The following is a 21,159-nucleotide window of genomic DNA, read 5'->3' as shown; positions in this document are numbered from 1 at the left end:
GGAACCGATCATTTCCTGCAACCCGTTCTTGACGGCGGCAGGGCGATCTATTATTGTAGGAAGGGAGCAACACCCGAAACGTTAACTGAATACGTAACTTTCTTATCAAGAGTAGGCGGAGGGACCAGCCCGATGAAGCCCGGCAACCGGCGTATTAACGCACGGTGCTAATTCTTGCGGACAGCCGTAATGGATATGTCTGAGAGATGAGAGAGGTGCATGTGTTTTTATACACGACCCCTCTCTGTTGCGCTAGGGGTCTTTTTGTATGCGTTTTGTCGCATCCCCTGACGGTTCTCGTTCCGCGTTTTGAATACAAACCGAAGGAGTGACGAACATGCCCATCAAAGTTCCCGACAATCTGCCGGCAAAAGAAGTGCTGGCTGAAGAAAATATTTTCGTCATGGACGAAAGCATTGCCTACCACCAGGACATCCGGCCGCTTAGAATCGCGATTCTGAACCTGATGCCTACCAAGGAGACGACCGAGACACAACTGCTCCGCCTGATCGGTAATACGCCGCTGCAAGTAGAGGCCGTACTGCTGCATCCTAAGTCGCACACATCCAAAAACACCTCGTCGCAGCATCTACAGTCGTTCTACAAGACGTTTGAGGAAATCGCCCATCTGTATTTTGACGGTCTGCTTATCACCGGTGCACCGGTAGAGCATATGCCATTCGAAGAGGTTAATTACTGGGAAGAGCTCAAAGACATCATGGACTGGAGCCGCAGCCACGTCACCTCGACATTCCATATTTGTTGGGCCTCACAGGCAGGGCTCTATCATCATTACGGCGTGCCTAAGTACGATTTGGATCAAAAGATTTTCGGCGTATATCCGCACACGATCAGCAAACGCAATGTCAGCTTGCTGCGCGGCTTCGACGAACAGTTCTTCGTGCCGCAGTCCCGCCACACGGAAGTGCGCCGCGAGGATATCGAAGGCATTTCTGATCTTGAGATCCTTTCGGAATCGTCGGATGCTGGCGTTTATCTGGTCGCCTCTAGGGATGGTCGGCAGATTTTTGTCACGGGACATTCCGAATACGATCCCGAGACGCTCAAGTATGAGTATGACCGCGACATCGCCAAGGGCATGGAAATCGCTCTACCGGCCAACTATTACCCGGGTAATGATCCGTCCCGTCAGCCGCTGTCCACGTGGAGAGCTCATGCCAATCTGCTGTACAGCAACTGGCTTAACTATTATGTTTACCAACAAACACCGTTTGATCTCGGAGCAAATATCTAAATTTGGAAGGAGCGCGCCTGCCCATGAAGATTGAAAGCCGTCTTGCCCAAATCGGATCCATCAATGAGCCTGTAACCGGAGCGGTTAACTTCCCGGTGTACCAATCAACGGCGTTCCGCCATCCCCGCCTGGGAGAAAGTACTGGTTTTGACTATTCCCGGACGAAAAATCCAACCCGCGCCGTCCTTGAGGAGGCGGCTGCGGAGCTGGAGTCCGGCGATGCCGCCTTCGCCTGCAGCTCCGGCATGGCCGCTCTGCAGACGATCTTCGCTCTGTTCAGTCAGGGTGATCATCTGATCGTGTCACTTGATCTTTACGGCGGTACATACCGTCTGCTGGAGCGTATCATGTCCCGTTTTGGCATCACCGCCTCTTATGTAGATACGAATGATCTTGAAGCGATGGACAAGTTGGTTCAGCAGGGCACAAAAGCCGTTATCATCGAGACGCCGACGAATCCACTCATGATGATTACGGATGTAGAAGCTGTCTGTACGTGGGCTAAGTCCAAAAATCTGCTGACGATCGTGGACAATACGCTGCTGACCCCGTTTTTCCAGCGGCCGATTGAGCTTGGTGCGGATATCGTCATTCATAGCGCGACCAAATATCTCGGTGGTCATAACGACGTGTTGGCCGGGTTGATTGTGACGAAAGGTAAGGAGCTATCCGCCGAAATGGCGATCCTGCACAACTCCATCGGAGCGGTACTTGGGCCTCAGGATTCCTGGCTGCTTATGCGCGGCATGAAAACGCTGGCGCTGCGCATGGAACGCCATCAGCATAACGCCACTTGCCTGGCGGAATATTTGCTCGGCCATCCGGCCATCGCCGAAGTTTACTATCCGGCGCTGAAGGATCATCCGGGCCATGAGATTCAGAATCGGCAATCATCCGGCAATACGGGCATTTTCTCCTTCAAGGTCAAAGACGCCCGTTATGTCGAGCCGATTTTGCGTCATATCCAATTGATTGCCTTCGCCGAAAGCCTCGGCGGCGTTGAATCACTGATGACGTATCCAGCGGTGCAGACACATGCCGATATTCCGGTTGAGATCCGCAATGCCGTCGGCGTCGACGACCGGCTGCTGCGTTTCTCGGTAGGTATCGAGCATACTGATGATTTGATTGCCGATCTGGGGCAGGCACTGGAAGCTGCCCGCGCCGAGATCGCAGGCGAGGTGCGCGTATGAGCGGACTAGGCAAAGATGGAAAAGGCGCTTCGGAGCGCCGCTTTGCGACGAAGCTGCTGCATTTTGGCTCCGAGATCGATCCTCATACAGGAGCGTCCAGCGTGCCAATTGTGCAAGCCTCGACGTTCCATCACCATGATATATTCAGCCCGCCGCAGTTTGATTACAGCCGTTCCGGCAACCCGACTCGGGCTGCGGTCGAGAGCGCAATCGCGCTGCTGGAAGGCGGCACTCGCGGCTTCGCCTTTGCGTCCGGCATGGCGGCCATCTCCAGTACTTTCCTTTTGTTGTCAGCTGGCGATCATGTCATCGTGACGGAAGATGTATACGGTGGTACTTATCGCCTACTAACGACAATTCTGACTCGGATGAACATCGAGACGACGTTTGTGGACATGACCGATATAGATGCGGTCAAGGCCGCAATCAAGCCCAATACGGCGGCGGTTTTCATGGAGACACCATCCAATCCGACGCTCAAAATTACGGACATCGCAGCCGTTACCGCCTGGGCCAAGGAGAATGGGCTGTTAACGATGCTCGATAATACGTTCATGACGCCATACCATCAGCGTCCTTTTGAGTTCGGTGTTGACATCGTGCTGCATAGCGCGACCAAGTTCCTTGGCGGCCACAGTGATGTGCTTGCAGGACTTGCTGTAACGAATGATGAAGAACTCGGCAAACGACTTTATACCCTGCAGAACGGACTCGGCTCTGTGCTCGCGCCGCAGGAATGCTGGCTGCTCATGCGCGGCATGAAAACACTCCAGGCGCGCATGGAGCAGAGCGAGCGCAGCGCCCGCCGACTGGCGGAATGGCTCGCCGCTCGCAGCGATGTGGCGCGTGTGTATTATCCCGGTCTGCCGGAGCATCCCGGCCGGGAAATTCATGAGCGCCAGTCGCTCGGTTATGGCGCTGTTGTTTCCTTTGATGTCGGCAACGCTGAGCGTGCCAAAGAAGTGCTCAGTCGCGTGCAGATTCCGCTCGTAGCGGTCAGTCTTGGCGCCGTCGAAAGCATCCTCTCCTATCCGGCGATGATGTCGCATGCCGCAATGCCGCCGGAAGTTCGTGCGCAGCGTGGCATCGGTGACGGCCTACTGCGTTATTCGGTCGGCCTAGAGCATATCGACGACTTGTTGGAGGATCTGGATCAAGCGCTGCGATAGGACTTCTGAGCTTCCAGCAACCTGTGACTTTTATCATTGAAGCCCGGATGGCATTTTGCTCTCCGGGCTTCTCTTTTGGCGGGATGGGGCAGCATTAAAAAAGGAAATCCGCATAACAGAGCACAATGGGCGATCTACGCTGGTCTTGCGGCGGCGCACTCGTCCGGGCTCCATAATGGACATGGTATTGCAACGTGACGATGGGACTCCGTTCATGGTACGATAGGCTGTGAAATAATGAACGTACTACTCAGGAAGCGGCGGCGCAGGGTACATAGAACGGCGCGTCGCCTCGCTATAGAAGGGAGGCTGGCAGGATGCAACAAGTGGACCACGTGCTGGACAAGGCACTGCGAGGAGAGCGAATTAGCCTTGAGGACTGCATCGTGCTTTTGGAGTCGGATGAAATTGAGAAAATGGGGCGGGTTGCCGATGAGCTGATGAGGCGCCGGCATCCCGAGCCGATCGTAACATTCAATATCGGCCGCAACATCAATTACACGAATGTATGCGATGTTTACTGCCGGTTCTGTGCCTTTTATCGCCCGCCGGGCTCCAAAGAAGGGTATGTGCTATCGGATGATACGATCCTGCAGAAGATTCAGGAGACGGTTGATGTAGGCGGCGACGAGATTCTGATGCAGGGCGGTGTTAACCCGGATCTGCCTTTCGAATACTACCTGGATCTTCTGCGCAAGATCAAGGATCGTTTCCCAGGAATTACGATGCACAGCTTCTCTCCAGCAGAGATTCATAAGATGAAGGTATTGTCCGGCCTGACTCTGGACGAAACGCTGCGTCAGCTGCATGAAGCTGGACTGGACTCGCTGCCTGGCGGCGGCGGAGAAATTCTTGACGACCGGACGCGCCGCAAGATCAGCCGGCTGAAAGGTTCTTGGACCGACTGGATGGATACAATGAAGTCGGCATGGCGCAACGGCATGAACACAACCGCAACGATGGTGTACGGATTCGGTGAATCGATGGAAGAGCGCGCACTGCATATGCTTCGCGTTCGCGAAGCGCAAGACGAGTGCAAGGAGCTCGGTTATCCTTCGCCAGGTTTCCTGGCGTTCATTACCTGGCCGTTCCAGCCCGATAATACGAACCTCAAGCGTGAGAAATCCAAGCCGGAGGAGTATTTGAAGATGGTTGCCATCAATCGCATCATGCTGGACAACATCCCGAACATGCAGGCCAGCTGGGTAACGATGGGACCGGATATTGGCAAGCAGTCGCTGTCCTACGGCGTTAATGACTTCGGCAGCACGATGCTGGAGGAGAATGTTGTATCCGCCGCTGGCACGACGCATAAAGTTAATATCGAGCTGATTTTGCAATACATCCGTGATGTAGGCAAAGTTCCTGCTCAGCGCAATACGAAGTACAGTATCCTTCGTGTGTTCAATGAAGGCGAGCATGCGGAACGCGATTTTGTGATGCAGAACTAGGTGGATTTACACGCTTATTCATCATTAATCCATTTGGAGGGATTAATGATGAATAAGCGTTTTTTGTCATCTGGAAGAGAGAGTATCTTCTTTATCATGTACTAGAGAGTACTGAGATGCTCAGCATAAGGATGAGACGTTTTCCAAAATTGGGGTTTGAACTCGGCTTCCGTGGGCAACGCAACTTTTTTTGTACGATTTATCGTATAAAATTCGGTTTATAGCCGCCTCTTTTCAACACTTTGTGTGATAAAACATACAAAGCCCAGCTTTCGTCGCCTATGCCCAGCCATTTTGAATGATTTATCGTACAATATCCAAAATATCAGCATGGCCCGAATGCATGTTGAGTGAAAAATCATACAAATAGTGCATGACCACATCCACTCCACCCTTGTTCTACTGATTACATCAAAAAACTACAAGAACCCCAAAAAAGCATGCTCCTCATTATGAGGGGCATGCTTTTTTAGGATTCATTGCGCATTGCAGGGCTTATTGCCAAGCGAAGCGAGACTGCTCTCCGGTTGCCGAAGCTTCTCCGGCCAGAACGATCCGGTTTTTTCCCTGGGACTTGGCATTGTAGAGTGCCTGATCCGTGCGGATAAAAAATTTCTCCTTGCCTTCGCGATCATAATCGGCGAAGCCGATGCTGACCGTGATCTGGCGGGAGCCAAGCTCTTTGTAAACGGCCAGTTCAATATTCTGACGGATCGTTTCCAGAATTTGCAACGACTTGTCGGCGCTTTTGTCCGTGAAAATGACGGCAAGCTCCTCGCCACCATACCGCGCAACAAAATCATTCATGCCCGCTTGCGAGCGGACGAGATCAGCGACCTGTCTTAGGACGGCATCACCTGCGCGGTGGCCGAACTGGTCGTTGACCGTTTTGAAATTGTCGATGTCGATCAATGCCAACTGAAGCGGCATATGGGTCGTGTCATGATGCTCAATAAGTTTGTCCAAGTATTCATGGAACGTAATATGGTTATAAAGCTCGGTCAAGGCATCCGTCTTGGCCAGCTTGTCCATTAAAATATTTTTGACGAGCAACTCCTGATTAGACTTGGCTGCATGGATGTAATACTGCCGCATCTCCTTGCCGCGTGAGATGACACCTCTAGCGATAAGGCAGAAGGCCCCCAGCATGGCGGTCAGCGCAACGATGCCGACTACTGAAATGTCCATGCTTGTATTAAAGAAATACAGGCTGTACAGCGTCACGAGCGACATAAGTGATGCAGCAATCAGCTTGCGAGCCGAAAAATAAAAAATCGAAACAAGCACGGGTAAGAACAAGGCTGGGATTATATATCCGATCTCAACATTAATATCTACAATTATAAACGTAATCACGGACGAGGCAGCCAAAAGGGCATAGTCTCGCATTCTCTCCTCCAGGAAGCGCAGGCATAACTCCGACAGCACAAGTACACTCAGGTGAAGTGCTGTAGGTATAAGCATGTAGTGCCTGAAAAATTCCTCGGGAGCAAGAGGAGTGATAAAGATTAAGTAAAGGCATTCCAACATAACCATCAAAACCAGCAAGCTCCAGAAGCCTCTCATTAACATCCGGTTCCAACGGGCTCGGGTGAAATCTAGCAATTGATCATCCAAGGTTAAGTTCACTCCAGCTAGAAAGCTTAGTACACACGTAAAATAATATACCATGAATAAACCTTCAATCCAATCCTCCTATGGATAGATATTTCATGCTTAACCACGATTTTCCTTATCTGAACTACAGCAAGCAGCCATCTGGCGTTGCCGCATATCCCGGATGCTCCAGCCATATACTAAAGGAATGAAGGGAGCTGAAGGCGATGGAGTTGCTTGTCGTGGATCTCATAAACGAAGAGGAGAACAGCGGAGCAGCGCTGTGCAGCCGGCTCAATGAAATCGGCGCTTTTGATGCGGGCCAAAAGAATGGCCTGGAACGAATGCCGTTGTGGAGCTGGACGATGTCCTCGGATGAGGAAAGTTTGCGTTGTACGGCGCATTTGCCCCAATTCCGTCTGGCGGAGCACGGGGAGCAGCTATACGGGGGCGCGGCGCGTATTCTTGCGGATTATATTGTAGAAAAGCATGAGCCAGACATCATTCGCCAGATCATTCGCAAGCAGTTCCGCTATTCTCGCGAAGAAGAAGCGGCGATAGAGCGTTGCTGCCGCATGGTACTGTCTGGAGAGCAATGGGGCTTGGCCGAGGAGGAATCATACTCGAATGAACAGGGCGGCAGCCGCAGAAGCATCAAAGTGGCTACTGAGTTGCTCGACTATATGACAGAGAACACTCACCTCCATTTGCAGGGTTTCCTTACCTTCCGGCTCCATAGCTACTGGCAGGAGCTGAGGGAGGCTGCTGAATATGCTGTTGAAGAATATGTGATGGATAAGCAATATCAGGAGTTTATCTCCTTGCTCAAATATTTTGTGGCGGCTCAGCCTAATCGGCGTGGCCTAGTCCATGTGCTGCATGGTGCGGACCGTTCGATCCAACTGCTGGATGAGCAATTCGAGCCGCTGGATATGAAGGGTGAGGAGCGTGCTCTTGCAGAGCTCGTTGATGCCGAGCTTAATATGGAAGATATGGTGCTGAGCAACCTAATTACAGCAGCTCCGGCTTCGATCCTTATCCACACCTCAGAGCCTGAGCATCAGGTCATTCGCACCATTCAGGCCATTTTTGACAGTCGGATTGATATATGTGGCGGCTGCAGTGACTGCCAAATGCCACGCAGAGAAGTTTTAGGAGGCAGCGGCGAGTCTTGACCCGTCAGCTATTTCTTTTATATAATGGCATCACAAAGCGTTGACAAAGACATGCGTTATTCGACAGCCCTTCTCAGAGACAGGAACCTTGGCTGTAAGTTCCTGATGTGTGCGCGAATAGCTGTACCCCTTTGAAGCTGCAGGATGGAACACGGTTCTGATCGGACCGCAAGTATATTCTGACGAGTCGTCCTCGTTAGCGGACATCAGGAGAACGTCCCTTTTGGCTCACTCGGCCACGGACGTTGAATGAGGGTGGAACCACGGGTCTGAATCGACAGCACTCGTCCCTTTGCGGGACGCAGTGCTTTTTTGCGTCCTCGTGATCATACTCATGGAGGCGATTGGATTATGGCAGTAGAAATTAAGCTCCCGGACGGAGCGGCCCGTTCTTATGAAGCAGGCGCAACTATAGAGGATGTGGCCGCTTCGATCAGCTCCGGTCTTCGTAAAAATGCGGTAGCTGGCAAGCTGGACGGCAAAGTCGTTGACCTTTACACGCCGCTTACGGAAGGTGCAATTGTAGAAATCGTTACGCTTGACTCTGCGGACGGTCTTGAGGTGTATCGCCACAGCACGGCTCATCTTATGGCGCAAGCGATCAAGCGCATTTATGGCGACAAAACAGTCAAGCTCGGCATCGGCCCGGTAATTGAGGATGGCTTCTACTATGATATGGACATGGAGCAGTCGCTTACACCAGAGGATCTGGAAAAGATCGAGAAGGAAATGGAGCGCATCGTCAAACAAGATCTGCCGATTCGTCGCCGTGAAGTGAGCCGTGAAGAAGCGATCAACATTTTCAGCGAGCTGGAAGATCCACTCAAGCTGGAACTGATCCGCGATCTGCCGGAGTCGTCCGTTATCACGATTTATGATCAAGGCGAATTTTTCGATCTGTGCCGCGGCCCGCATCTACCGTCAACTGGCCGCATCAAGGCGTTTAAGCTGCTCAGCGTAGCCGGTGCTTACTGGCGCGGAGATTCCAAAAACAAGATGCTGCAACGCATCTACGGCACGGCTTTCCCTAAAAAAGCTCAGCTTGACGAGCATCTGCATTTTCTGGAGGAAGCGAAAAAGCGCGACCACCGCAAGCTTGGCCGGGAGCTCAAAATGTTCACCTTCTCCAAAGAAGTTGGACAGGGATTGCCGATCTGGCTGCCTAACGGCGCACGTGTACGCCGCACACTGGAGCGTTATATCGTCGACCTGGAAGAGCAGCTTGGCTACCAGCATGTTTACACGCCGGTGCTTGCCAATGTGGAGCTTTACAAAACGAGCGGCCACTGGGAGCACTACAGCGAGGATATGTTCCCTAAGATGACGATGGACAATGAGGAGCTTGTACTTCGTCCGATGAACTGCCCTCATCATATGATGGTGTTCAAAAGCGATATGCGCAGCTACCGTGATCTCCCGATCCGCGTCGCCGAGCTTGGCACGATGCATCGCTACGAGATGTCCGGCGCGCTGACCGGTCTGCATCGCGTAAGAGCGATGACGCTGAACGATGCGCATATTTTCTGCCGTCCGGATCAAATCAAAGAAGAATTCGCGCGCGTAGTCAACTTGATCCGCAAAGTATACGAAGACTTTGGAATCAAGGAGTATCGCTTCCGCTTGTCCTACCGTGATCCACAGGATACGGAGAAATACTTCCAGAACGACGAAATGTGGGAGATGAGCCAGCGTATGCTGCGCGAAGTAGTCGAGGAGCTGGACTTGCCATTCTTCGAAGCGGAAGGCGAAGCTGCCTTCTATGGCCCTAAGCTGGACGTACAGATCAAAACGGCGCTTGGCAAAGAAGAGACACTCTCAACGGCTCAACTGGACTTCCTGCTGCCTGAGCGCTTTGAGCTTGAATACGTCGGCGAAGACGGCAAAAAGCATCGTCCGGTCGTCATTCACCGCGGCATCATCAGCACGATGGAGCGCATGACGGCGTTCCTGCTGGAGAACTTCGCTGGCGCACTGCCACTGTGGCTGAGTCCGCAGCAAGCTCGCGTCATTCCAGTTTCTCAAGTATATGAGGACTATGCCCGTAAGGTAGAAGAGCAACTGCTCGCCGCAGGCGTTCGTGCTGAGGTCGATCTGCGCAACGAGAAGCTCGGCTACAAAATCCGCGAGGCGCAGCTCGAGAAAATTCCGTATATGCTCATCGTTGGCGAAAACGAAGCGGGAGCCGGAACCGTATCCGTCCGCAAACGCGGCGAGGGAGACATCGGAGCTCGTCCAGTATCCGAGCTGGCTGAACAGCTGGCTGAAGAGATTCGCAGCAAGTCCATTTAATACACTAGTTAAGGCTAGATAGTTTAGGCATGAAGCGCTCTCCCGCTGAGGAGGGCGCTTTTTTTACTCCTATTCTATGGAAAAAAACCTTGAATGAGAATTCGCTTATATTGCAAAAAACTGAATAAGTTTGTCCGGCAACGGGTAACCTCCGTTAAAAGGGGAGATCGCACTCATGCCGAAAGGCTTATTGAACATACAAAAACGACTATCGGATATGAAATATTGGCTTGATCGTGGCAAACGGACATTGTCGCAGGATGGAACATTCATTTATCGGAAATTCATTCATGGCCTTGCTCTTGTTGTCGTAGTTGCTCTATGCCTGGAAGCAGGACTGCTAACGGTTGGAGCCGGAGCTGAAACGGGCCAGGCGTCAAAGCCAGCTGTCAGTGAGGAGCCGGCAGGAAGGGGCCAGGGAGTAGCAGACAGGCTTGGTACTGCTGCTGCATCGCAGCTTGATTCCGCTCTGTTCTCGACAGAGCTTCAGCGGGTTGGGCAGACGTCAACGGCAGCGCGGCCTAGCGCGCTCCTATTTTTGCCGCTGCAATCGGCATCCAACTCATTCGGCCCACCTAGACTGGGAACAGAGAAGTTGAAGCGAGTCTCACGAGTGAGGAAAGCTGTGAAGGATAAGCCTTTTATTCCCGAAAAGAGATTAGCGAATGAAGATCCGTCGTTGAATGGCAAGCCTGCTCCGGCGAGCAAGCCGGCAACGAAGCCGGTTAAGTCCATTTCGGTGCTCGCAACAGGATATACAGCTGGCATCGAATCCACAGGCAAAAAGCCGGGTCATCGGCTGTACGGCATTACCCGCTCAGGCGTAAAAGTCAGACGCGGTCAGGTATCAACGATTGCCGCTGATACCAGAGTGCTGCCTATCGGGACGATTTTGTACGTCCCGGGTTACGGCTATAGTGTGGTCGCCGATACAGGCTCCAAAATAAAAGGCCATCGTATCGATTTGTATTTTGACACGACAAAGCAAGTTTATAGTCAATGGGGTAAAAAGCAGGTGACTGTGCAGGTTCTGAAAGTCGGCAATGGCAAGCTCGATCAAAAAACGCTGAACCGGCTGAATCAAGCGATGAAAGCTGGCAAAGGTATATTATTAGAGGAAACAAAAAGCTGAAGCTCCACGAGAGGGGCTTCAGCTTCACGAGAAACCTGAGAATCATAAGGTTTCTTTTTTTGCTATTCTTGAGGAGCTAGATCTTTTTGACGAATTCTGACTTCAGTTTCATGGCGCCAAAACCGTCGATTTTGCAGTCGATGTCATGATCGCCCTCGATCAGGCGGATGTTTTTGACTTTTGTGCCGATTTTTACGACGAGGGATGTTCCCTTGACCTTGAGGTCCTTAATAACCGTAATGGAATCTCCATCGCTAAGTATGTTTCCATTGGAATCCTTTACGACGCGAGACTCTTCTTCACTTGGAGCAGAGGCAGCCTCGTTCCATTCATGGGCGCATTCCGGGCAGATGAGCAGATCGCCGTCCGGATACGTGTATTGGGAGCTGCATTTGGGGCAATTGGGCAAGGTGGACATCGTAGGCAAAATCTCCAATCGGGTCGGACTTAGGCATCCGCTTCTTTGGTATCTTGCCCAGTATAGGTCATATCGCAGCTATCTACAATTGCTCTCTAGACATCCAGGCCGCTGGCCGATTTGTATTTCTTGATCATGAGCTGGGTCTGGACGTTGACCACGCCCTGCAGCACATAGAGCTTATCGTACAGAAACATCTCGAGTTCCTCTTCATCGCGCAAGAGCGTATGGACATGAAGGGTGCTTGATCCGGTCATCTGATAAATATTCGTTACCTGCTCTTCCTGAGACAGCTGTTGGCCTACTGTATCAACAAAACGGGGCTCGACCTGGATCTCGAAAAAGGCGGAGATGGTTCGACCAAGCTTGGCGACATTGACGCGAACTGTAAAATGCTCAAGCACGCCGCACTCCAGCAGAGATTCCACTCGTTTCTGGATAGCTACTCGCGACAGGCTCAGTGTTTCTCCGATTCTGGCGTAAGGCATCCGTCCGTTTTCGAGAAGCAGCTGTACGATCCCCTGATCGATCTCGTCCAGATGGGGAAGCTTCATTTTGGCCGAACTCCTTTCATGTATCAAGCTTTTGGTTTCACATGTAAACAAACATAACATATAGAAGCGATGTTGAATAGTGGTTTCTGATTTCGAAGAGCAACAGACTCTCATGGATTTAACTCTTTGCGTAATTAAACAAGGGGATTGTCAGACGATCGCCCTATTTATTTCCAATTAAAGCCGATGAGTGGGCTTAATATGCCCTTTTTTATGTGACATATATGTTATATTTAAATGTATATAAAACGCATCTCAATTTATATCGATTTCCTGCTAATTTGGTGCTGTTTTTTAATTCTAACGTCACCACGATTCGTTATAAAACCTGATCCCGCACCCTTCTTATGTCACGCTCAGCTAAAGGTGAAAACTTGTGATTTCATGAGTTTGAATGGGAAAATCGAATCATTTCGAGGGAGCGAGGGGTTATAGCGCGAAGCGGAAATGCTCTGGTAGCTGGATGCGTCTACGACCACGCTCGGCGTCAGAGAACTGGCCTATTTATTGCGGATCGGAAGGAATTAGAAGTAGGTCATGTCGAAGTAGAGTGCGAACCCCAAGCTCACATGAAAACCCCGGGAGGTTCGCACTTCAAGCGGGATAAGGGATTTTGGGCATTTCAAGCTTTTTGATCTTGTTAATAAGAGCGGTTTTGTAGAGGTTCGCACTTTTGGGGTAAAAAACCTAGGCAGGACAAGGGCTCTCAGGGCATGCTGTCGCTCCCCGTGCGGGAGCGTGGATTGAAACCTTGCACTTTGAGCAATATTTGAGACTTTCGTTGGTCGCTCCCCGTGCGGGAGCGTGGATTGAAACAGTATTCTGCGCCGTCAGGAACGTCTCTTACCGGTCGCTCCCCGTGCGGGAGCGTGGATTGAAACTTGTTCTTGGCTGCCTTGCTGGTCATGTTGCCTGGTCGCTCCCCGTGCGGGAGCGTGGATTGAAACATCGTTGTGGAGATGGTAGAGTGGCCCAATCTTTGTCGCTCCCCGTGCGGGAGCGTGGATTGAAACTGCCCTCTATTGCGGCCAATCTGCCTTTTCTCAGGTCGCTCCCCGTGCGGGAGCGTGGATTGAAACAGGAAGCGTCCGGTCTGCTTGGCGAATGCCATTTCGGTCGCTCCCCGTGCGGGAGCGTGGATTGAAACTTCTCTACAATCGCCATCGACGGAAGCCGCGCAACGTCGCTCCCCGTGCGGGAGCGTGGATTGAAACCGTCGGTCGGCCCGATACAGGGGCCACCAGTGCCGGTCGCTCCCCGTGCGGGAGCGTGGATTGAAACGTGTCGGCGTCCTTGAATACGTTGAGCGCGTCGAGCGTCGCTCCCCGTGCGGGAGCGTGGATTGAAACGATCATAGAGCGCATGACATTGTATTGAGCCTTGGTCTCTCCCCGTGCGGGAGCGTGGATTGAAACTGCCTGTCGAAACGCTGCCACTGGACGGATGGATGTCGCTCCCCGTGCGGGAGCGTGGATTGAAACTTCCCCGAATAGCTGCAAGTTTGTCCTGAACCGAGTCGCTCCCCGTGCGGGAGCGTGGATTGAAACAGCATCTACAAGTGATTGAGCAGGATCAACAGTAGTCGCTCCCCGTGCGGGAGCGTGGATTGAAACTTCCTAATCCAGCTGAGCGGACGGGGTACGGCGTGTCGCTCCCCGTGCGGGAGCGTGGATTGAAACAAGACTATCCGCTGACCCTTAAAGCGCAAGATGTGTCGTCCCCGTGCGGGAGCGTGGATTGAAACACATAATTCGCCAAGGAGGTATATATGACCACTCAAGTCGCTCCCCGTGCGGGAGCGTGGATTGAAACCCGGCGAGCTGCTTCCACCCCCGCCAGCGTTAACGTCGCTCCCCGTGCGGGAGCGTGGATTGAAACACGGCGATACCTTGATTAGACAACGCATTCTCAATGTCGCTCCCCGTGCGGGAGCGTGGATTGAAACATAGCAAGATCGTGATTGAAATCTTGCAGTCTATGGTCGCTCCCCGTGCGGGAGCTTGGATTGAAACAGGCACAGGCGATCGGAGTACGCCAGTATATCCTGTCGCTCCCCGTGCGGGAGCGTGGATTGAAACATCGGTGTCAGCTCAAGGCTGCTTGGATGCTGATCGTCGCTCCCCGTGCGGGAGCGTGGATTGAAACCTCAATCGCTTGTAGCCATTGATCCTCTTCCATAGTCGCTCCCCGTGCGGGAGCGTGGATTGAAACCTTTTATGATTGAAATGATTGAAAAGGCTATAAAAGTCGCTCCCCGTGCGGGAGCGTGGATTGAAACGTCGCGGTAGCGTTGGGCATAAGTGCCGTTTGGTTGTCGCTCCCCGTGCGGGAGCGTGGATTGAAACTACCTCGGCAGCTTTTATGCCGGGCCTGCTCCCAACACGTCGCTCCCTGTGCGGGAGCGTGGATTGAAACATCTCAGTATTTTGGTAGTAAGTCTGGATGCTCTGTCGCTCCCCGTGCGGGAGCGAAGTGCTCATCAACCGCATCGATACTATACCGTGAAGGGCAACGGCCTTTACACGGGATTTTTCATTTCTATATAAGATAAACAAAAGAAACGAACGGGAAGGCGGAGAGAGCCGATCCTTCTGTACGAGCAATACGGCATTACCGTCCTTTTGGACGGTTCGGTATGCGATGGAACTACGAGAGTTAGGCCGTTAAGGCTATCCATTCTAGTAGGAGAAGCAACACGTTCGCCTTTGTAGGCGGATTCCCCCTTATCAGGAAGAAATCAAGGAATCCCACTACAAGAGCGATCGGAAGAAGGACCGGTTCGCGCAGCGAGTATCGCTTTACATTTCTAAGCTCAACTTATATAGAGACACGCACTCGGTCTGCAGGCGGAGAACAGGATCAACCGTCAGCCCCTAGAGCAGGCATGGCGCATGCGCTATAATCAAGTCACAAGGAGAGTTCAAGGAGTGAGCATAGATGAATCAAGGCAGACTGAACCAGGTGCTTTTCGGGCTGGCAGTGGTGGGGGCAGGAGCGTTATTCCTCTTCCATATGGCAGGTATATTCGGATTCGAACCTCTCGATATTGGGGGCTTCATCCAGCACTACTGGCCGCTGGCGCCGCTATTCGTCGGATTGTCCATGTTGCTTAACGGTGGCCTAATTCCAGGTGGCATAGTGACGCTGTTCGCCATCGTGATGCTGGCCCGTAATACAGGCTATACAGATCTATCCTTTGGAGACGTCATCCGGTATTTGCTGCCCATTGTCATCATTCTGTTCGGACTTCGTATGATCTTCTCTCGTGGTGAGCGAAATCGCCGCCGAGGTAATCATGAAGAGTGGACTTCCTACAACTCTGATCCGGATGTGCCGCATGCACCGCCTCTACATCCTGATCCACTTAAGAAGGGCGAAGCAGGAAATAAGGGTCTGGATTACGAATCGGTAGATAAGGATCATGCGGAGCATTCGTCCCAACAACACAACCACAACAGAGAGCCTTACGAGTCCACTTCTCCATCTGGCACAGGGGATTGGAAAGAAGAACTCAAGCATATGAAGCGAGATCTTAAACACGGTATGAAGGAGATGAAGAAAGAGCTCAAGGATGCTTCGAAAAGCCATCGTGATGAGGGTGGTCGAGGAAGAACGGAATGGTGGAACACTAGTGCGAATGTACAAAATCGTTCCAACTTCATTGGCGATATCCATCTCGGACATGATTACTGGGATCTAGTACCGCTTAACATCTCTCATTTTATCGGTGATACGGTTGTGGATCTTACCCGGGCTAATATTAGCCATGGCGAAACCCGCATTACAATTAGCTCCTTCATCGGAGATGTGAAAGTATTCCTCCCTGCGGACCTCGACATTGGAGTACAGGTTGTATCGAGTGCTTTCATCGGGGACTCCAAGGTTCTGGAACGCACGGAGGGCGGTGTGTTTCGCCATATGGACACTACGAGCCCGGGTTATCGTGACAGTGAGCGAAAAATAAAGCTTGTATGCAGCACATTTATCGGAGATGTACGCGTGACAAAGGTCGGGTGATGCAGCGGATATGATGGTGAAGCTTCTGCGAAGCGGCAGACTGGAGCTGGTGATGTTTTTCATCATCAGCTCCGTTGTGCCGTGGAGCATATTATACGGAATTAAACATAGGATCATGCCGGGAGCATCCATGCTCCAGTTGTGGACGGTAGGTACGTTGGTATTTCTGTTAACGAGCGTAGTTTTCGGATACAGTGTCGGCCGCAGGCAGCAGTCACGCATTGATGCCTTACACCTGGCACTCAAACAGGCGTCGCAGGGCGACTTGTCCGTACGACTGCCGGAGCAAGAGGGGTATGCGCTTGCTGCGGTGTATGCAGAGTTCAATGAGCTGGCAGGCAAGCTGGACCGCCGGCTGCAGGTAATGCAGCGTCAGAATGAAATGAATGTGCTGCAGCAAGCGGCTTCTAATGAAGAAGCAGTGCTTGAGGAGCGCAAAAGATTGGCAAGGGATTTGCATGACACGGTCAGCCAACAGCTTTTTGCCTTCCACATGTCAGCCTCCTCTCTGCCAAAGCTTCTGCAGATCAGTCCGGATCGAGCAGGGGAAGTGATGGAGCAGCTCATTACGATGAGTTCTCTCGCTCAAAAGCAAATGCGTGGTCTCATTGCTCAGTTGCGCCCCTTGGAGCTGGAGGGTAGATCGCTTGAGGATGCGCTAGGGCGCTGGTTCCCTGATTATTGCCGTCAGAACGGGCTGCAGGGAGAGCTGGACTGGAGAGTGAAGGGATCGATATCCGAGGCGAAGGAGCATCAGCTGTTTCTGATCGTGCAGGAGGCCATGGCCAATGTGGTCAAACATGCACAGGCGAGCAGCGTAACGCTAACGCTCTCCGAATCTCGCTCGAGCCTGATGTTGCTGCTGCAAGATGATGGAATCGGCTTCCGCGCCGATCAGGTGCGGCCGGGTTCATACGGATTGTCGACGATGCAGGAGAGGGCGATGCAGCTCGGCGGAGAAGCTGCAATCTTGAGCAAGCCGGGAGGAGGCACCCGCATCCGGGTGTCGCTTCCCAATTATGGGGTAGAGGAGCGTTCGGATTCATGACAGGGACGGATGTTTATCGCGTAATGATCGTGGATGACCATGACATGGTGCGCATGGGACTCAAAACATACTTAATGCTGGAGCCGAAATTCCAGGTTGTAGCGGAAGCTGGCAGCGGCGAGGAAGCACTTCGTGTACTGGAGAAGGGGCTGGACGGTGGTCTGCCCGATCTGATGCTTATGGATTTGATCATGACCGGCATCGACGGCGTTGAGACAACTCGTCGGGTAATGGAGCTGTTCCCTTCGATCCGAATTGTGCTTCTGACAAGCTTTTTGGAGGATGAAAAGGTAGTCGCCGCCATGGAGGCTGGCGCTATAAGTTATGTACTTAAGACGGTCAGTTCCGAGGAACTGGTATATTCACTTACGGGCGCACTTCGCGGCATGCCGGTCATGACAACTGACGTTTCCCAAGCGCTGACTCGCGGACTGCGTCAACGCTCTGCTCAAGGAGTCGATGAAGGACTTACGGAGCGTGAGAAGGAAGTATTGCTGCTCATCGCAGAAGGCCGAGCAAATAAAGAAATCGCGGAAGAGCTTCATATTAGCATCAAAACGGTTAAAACCCATGTAAGCAACCTGCTTATGAAATGCGAGATGGAGGATCGGACCCAACTGGCTGTGCTTGCGCATCGTAAAGGTTGGGTGAAGAGCTGAAGACAATGTAATTGTCATCGGCGCCAAAATTCTCCGCGGGAACTGGGAGACTGCAGATGGCATTTCGGCGCGAGCACGATTCCAGTCCTCCTCTTATTTGCACATAAGCCGGGTTCCGTCAGGGAATGCTGAGCCTATTAATGCAGACAAGGAGAGGTGTCCATGATTGCGATTCAGTCCCCTCTTGAGGGAAGCGAGCATGATTTTGTGCAGATTAAGCGCGTTCTAGAAAAGCAAGGTTTCGTACTGGGCGGCAATTGGGATTATGGCAGCGGGTCCTTCGACCTGAACATGGATGAGAAAAATAAGGTATGGCTGCGCATGGGCTTCGAAGTGCTGCGAGGCAATGTCGACGATCAGACGGAGGACAACGACGCCTCGATTAAGCTGACAACTCCTTATGTTCTGCGCCATCTTTATCGCGAGGGCAACGACCCGGAGGCGAAGATGCGGACGATTGGAGCTTTGTTCGACCAGTTCCAAGCTCCGGTCGACCCAGACGCGGCAGTCGATGACAAGTGGATCGGTCTCGCGGAGGAGCAACTTCGGCGCGCGGAGGAGCAATTAATTACAGCTCGTTAAAGCTAGATATGCATGAGATGAAGAGAGGCCTTTGATCCTAAGTTAACGGGATCAAAGGTTTTTATTTTGCTTTAAACTTATATTCAGATTGTTTTAAGGTTGATTGTACAATATTAAGTATCTTAACATCAAGTATCTTTATACTAAGTATATTTATACTTAATTAATTCTGTAGATGACATCTTAGGAGGAATAGACATGGATGATCGCAAAAAGCAAGACGAATTCTGGGACAGCAGCGAAAATGGCGGCCGGGAGCAGGAGGAAAGAGAGGTGCGCCAAGAGAGCGGGGATTACGCCCGGGACAACATGGAGCGGGAAAATGCGGAGCGATCCAATCCGCAAGAGGATTTTTCAGCCCCATACGAATCGTTCAAACAGGACCAGTCAACAGACAGCGAGAGCGAGTATCGGGCCAGACGCTTAACAGACCACGGTTATGGCCTAGATGCAGGAGCTCATCAACCAAGCGATGATCTTGCTGCGCCGCCGCGCCAGCTTCATCCTTTTGTTCCGGGATCATTCGCCGGCAAAGAGGAACAGCGGGGCAAGGGAGGCGGCAGCATGTTCCGCACGGCAGCAGTATCGTTTCTGGCCGGAGTGCTGGCAATTAGCGGCCTATTCTGGACAATGCGCACGGACAACTGGTTAACCGGCCATCATCCGCTGACGGCATTCGCCAGTCACGGCGGCCACTTCCAGGGAGCGGGCAAAGGCCATTTCGCCGGGAAGCCAGGTCCTTCCTATTCTGCACATAATTAGGGTTCTGTCAGAGACTGCTGAAGCTAGTTTTGCAGAAAAAGATATAAGCCTTTGATCCTAAAGTTAAATGGGTCAAAGGTTTTTATTTTGCTTTAAACCCAATTTCAGTTTCTTTTAAGGTAGATTGTGCAAGATAGGTACATACCAGTTAGGCGCTATCAACTTTAATTCATAGACTTCACTCTCGAGGAGGAAATATACATGGACGATCGCAAAGGACGCTACAACGAATTTTGGAGCGGTAAGGAAGAAGGAAACGATCAGAATCGGCAGGAAGAAAGTCGGCATGATGAAAAATCCTATCTAAGCGACGAGGAAACAGCTCATCAAGAGCAGGACGTTAGAGGGCAGCAAGGCCAGGAAAACTCTTCTTACTATTACTCTTATGGGCCATTCAAGCAAGGTCAGCCGGGAGAAGGCGGACGCGATCCACGCGAGGGACGTCCCGCCGAAGAGCGTGGTTATGAGCACCCGACAGACTCTGTACAGCAGAGAGATGTTATGGTCACGCCGCCTCGTCAGCTTCGTCCGTTTGTCCCCGCAGCTTCTGCTGGCAAAGGGGAGTGGCAGGGTAACGGCGGCGGCACCGGTGGCAAAAAGAAACGTGGAAGCGGGCTGCGCACGGCGGCTGTTTCATTCCTAGCCGGCGTCATCGCTGTAGGCGGCTTGATGTGGAAAGCCGATACAGACAATTGGTTTACCGGTGATACTCCCGTACAGGTGCTATCGGGATCAGGCAATAACGTACCGGCGGCGAGTAAAGCTCCATCCGGCAACGACTCGACTCGCCCAATGAATATTCCGGAAATCTCCAAGCAGGCTTCTCCGGCGGTTGTGCTCATCACGACCTACACAAGCGCCAACTCCGGTGGCGGCGGCTTGAATGAAGATCCATTTTTCCGTCAGTTCTTCGGTGATCAGTTCGGTGACCAAGGCGGTCAAGGCGGCCAAGGCGGTCAAGGCGGTCAAGGCGACGGAGGCGGACAATTGCAGGAAACGGGCATTGGTTCTGGCTTCTTCTTCGAAAAAGATGGTTATATTCTGACGAACCAGCATGTTATCAACGGAGCAAAAGAAATTAAGATCAAGGTGCAGGGGTACAGCGAGGATCTGACGGCTAAAGTACTCGGTTCCAGCAAGGATCTTGATCTGGCCGTGCTGAAGGTAGAACAGGTGGACGGCAAAGAGTTCCCTACGTTGCCGCTTGGAGATTCCGATTCGGTAGAGATCGGTGAATGGCTCGTCGCAATCGGCAATCCGAACGGCTTCGATCACACCGTCACGGCTGGTGTACTGAGTGCCCGCGATCGGCAGATCCAAGTCGGTGATGAAACCGGAGCTCCGCGCACGTACAAAAATCTGTTGCAAACAGATGCATCTATTAACCCCGGCAACTCTGGCGGTCCTTTGCTGAACACAAAAGGCGAGGTCATCGGTATTAATACGGCGATCAGTGCCGACTCTGAAGGAATCGGCTTTGCCATTGCAACTTCTACAATTAAGGAAGTTCTCGAGCAGTTGAAGAGCAACCAGGATGTAACGGTGCCAACTCCGTTCATCGGGGCGACATTGTCGGATATTACGGAAGAGATGCAGCAAAACCTTGGTTTGCCAAACACAAAGGGAGCGATCGTGCGCGACACGACTTTCAACTCCCCAGCTTACAAAGCCGGCTTGACACAGTATGATGTTATCACTGGCCTAGATGGCAAGGAGTATGCCACGAAGGAAGAGCTGATCGCAGAAATTCGGAGTAAAAAAATCGGCGACAAAGTTGTGCTGGATGTCATCCGCAAAGGAGAGAAAATCAAGGTGACGGTAGAAGTCGGCGATGGCAGCAAATTTGACATTCAATAAAT

General features: G+C 52.0%; 15 protein-coding genes, 1 pseudogene, 1 CRISPR repeat array and 1 riboswitch. Of the genes and pseudogenes, 13 read left to right on the top strand and 3 right to left on the bottom strand.

All coding sequences use genetic code 11. From position 1 onward, the window contains the following. Positions 1–99 precede the first annotated feature (99 nt). Positions 100–213, top strand: a riboswitch (SAM riboswitch). Positions 214–337: 124 nt separating this feature from the next. The 4 genes from metA (at position 338) to mqnC (ending at position 5,068) form a co-directional block, all read left to right on the top strand. Next, positions 338–1,255, top strand: a complete 918-nt coding sequence (gene metA, locus CGZ75_RS22885; protein ID WP_089526662.1) for a homoserine O-acetyltransferase MetA — start codon at positions 338–340, stop codon at positions 1,253–1,255. A 23-nt stretch (positions 1,256–1,278) separates the two neighbouring features. Beyond that, the gene (locus CGZ75_RS22880; protein WP_089526660.1) at positions 1,279–2,448 is read left to right on the top strand and encodes an aminotransferase class I/II-fold pyridoxal phosphate-dependent enzyme; all 1,170 of its coding nucleotides are present in this window, start codon (positions 1,279–1,281) and stop codon (positions 2,446–2,448) included. After that, on the top strand, positions 2,445–3,617 hold the full coding sequence (locus CGZ75_RS22875; protein WP_089526658.1) for a trans-sulfuration enzyme family protein: 1,173 nt from the start codon (positions 2,445–2,447) through the stop codon (positions 3,615–3,617). Before CGZ75_RS22880 ends, CGZ75_RS22875 begins: the two co-directional genes overlap by 4 nt. A 317-nt stretch (positions 3,618–3,934) precedes the next feature. Further along, positions 3,935–5,068, top strand: a complete 1,134-nt coding sequence (gene mqnC / locus CGZ75_RS22870; RefSeq protein WP_089526656.1) for a cyclic dehypoxanthinyl futalosine synthase — start codon at positions 3,935–3,937, stop codon at positions 5,066–5,068. Between the two features lie 495 nt (positions 5,069–5,563). On the opposite strand, the gene CGZ75_RS22865 is transcribed toward mqnC, so the two are convergent. Then, complete coding sequence (locus CGZ75_RS22865; RefSeq protein WP_176444989.1) at positions 5,564–6,532, bottom strand: GGDEF domain-containing protein; 969 nt, start codon at positions 6,530–6,532, stop codon at positions 5,564–5,566. Positions 6,533–6,891: 359 nt separating this feature from the next. On the opposite strand from CGZ75_RS22865, the gene ytxC reads away from it, so the two are divergent. The 3 genes and pseudogenes from ytxC to CGZ75_RS26575 all read left to right on the top strand — a co-directional run. Beyond that, on the top strand, positions 6,892–7,839 hold the full coding sequence (gene ytxC, locus CGZ75_RS22860) for a putative sporulation protein YtxC (RefSeq protein ID WP_089526652.1): 948 nt from the start codon (positions 6,892–6,894) through the stop codon (positions 7,837–7,839). A 351-nt stretch (positions 7,840–8,190) separates the two neighbouring features. Beyond that, positions 8,191–10,128: a threonine--tRNA ligase gene (gene thrS / locus CGZ75_RS22855; protein ID WP_089526650.1), complete on the top strand. Its 1,938-nt coding sequence runs from the start codon at positions 8,191–8,193 to the stop codon at positions 10,126–10,128. 739 nt (positions 10,129–10,867) lie between these two features. After that, positions 10,868–11,260: pseudogene (locus tag CGZ75_RS26575) on the top strand (3D domain-containing protein); the annotation flags it as partial. Between the two features lie 76 nt (positions 11,261–11,336). Here the strand turns inward: CGZ75_RS26575 and CGZ75_RS22845 are convergent. Together CGZ75_RS22845 and CGZ75_RS22840 are read right to left on the bottom strand one after the other, a co-directional pair. Further along, complete coding sequence (locus CGZ75_RS22845) at positions 11,337–11,678, bottom strand: zinc ribbon domain-containing protein YjdM (protein ID WP_089526648.1); 342 nt, start codon at positions 11,676–11,678, stop codon at positions 11,337–11,339. A gap of 95 nt (positions 11,679–11,773) precedes the next feature. Then, positions 11,774–12,232: an Lrp/AsnC family transcriptional regulator gene (locus CGZ75_RS22840; protein WP_089526646.1), complete on the bottom strand. Its 459-nt coding sequence runs from the start codon at positions 12,230–12,232 to the stop codon at positions 11,774–11,776. A gap of 718 nt (positions 12,233–12,950) precedes the next feature. After that, positions 12,951–14,647: direct repeats of the CRISPR family, unit length 32 nt; unit sequence GTCGCTCCCCGTGCGGGAGCGTGGATTGAAAC. A 522-nt stretch (positions 14,648–15,169) separates the two neighbouring features. On the opposite strand from CGZ75_RS22840, the gene liaF reads away from it, so the two are divergent. The 6 genes from liaF (at position 15,170) to CGZ75_RS22810 (ending at position 21,157) form a co-directional block, all read left to right on the top strand. Beyond that, positions 15,170–16,249, top strand: coding sequence for a cell wall-active antibiotics response protein LiaF (gene liaF, locus CGZ75_RS22835; RefSeq protein WP_089526644.1), 1,080 nt, complete (start codon positions 15,170–15,172; stop codon positions 16,247–16,249). Between the two features lie 10 nt (positions 16,250–16,259). Beyond that, positions 16,260–17,297, top strand: coding sequence for a sensor histidine kinase (locus CGZ75_RS22830; RefSeq protein WP_089526643.1), 1,038 nt, complete (start codon positions 16,260–16,262; stop codon positions 17,295–17,297). Next, entirely contained in the window at positions 17,294–17,956 is a 663-nt protein-coding gene (locus CGZ75_RS22825) for a response regulator (RefSeq protein ID WP_089526642.1), read from the top strand. The genes CGZ75_RS22830 and CGZ75_RS22825 overlap by 4 nt, the downstream gene beginning before the upstream one ends. A 162-nt stretch (positions 17,957–18,118) precedes the next feature. Then, positions 18,119–18,538 carry a YugN family protein gene (locus tag CGZ75_RS22820; protein ID WP_089526640.1) on the top strand — a complete coding sequence of 140 codons (420 nt, stop codon included), beginning with the start codon at positions 18,119–18,121 and terminating at the stop codon, positions 18,536–18,538. Between the two features lie 198 nt (positions 18,539–18,736). Next, positions 18,737–19,300: a hypothetical protein gene (locus tag CGZ75_RS22815; protein WP_089526637.1), complete on the top strand. Its 564-nt coding sequence runs from the start codon at positions 18,737–18,739 to the stop codon at positions 19,298–19,300. Between the two features lie 201 nt (positions 19,301–19,501). Then, entirely contained in the window at positions 19,502–21,157 is a 1,656-nt protein-coding gene (locus CGZ75_RS22810) for a S1C family serine protease (protein ID WP_089526635.1), read from the top strand. Positions 21,158–21,159: the final 2 nt, after the last annotated feature.

This window comes from Paenibacillus herberti (genome assembly GCF_002233675.1).
GTDB classification, from domain to species: Bacteria; Bacillota; Bacilli; order Paenibacillales; family Paenibacillaceae; genus Paenibacillus_O; species Paenibacillus_O herberti.
Note: the sequence above shows the minus strand (reverse complement) of the source record. Positions and strands in the feature narration are given on the sequence as shown.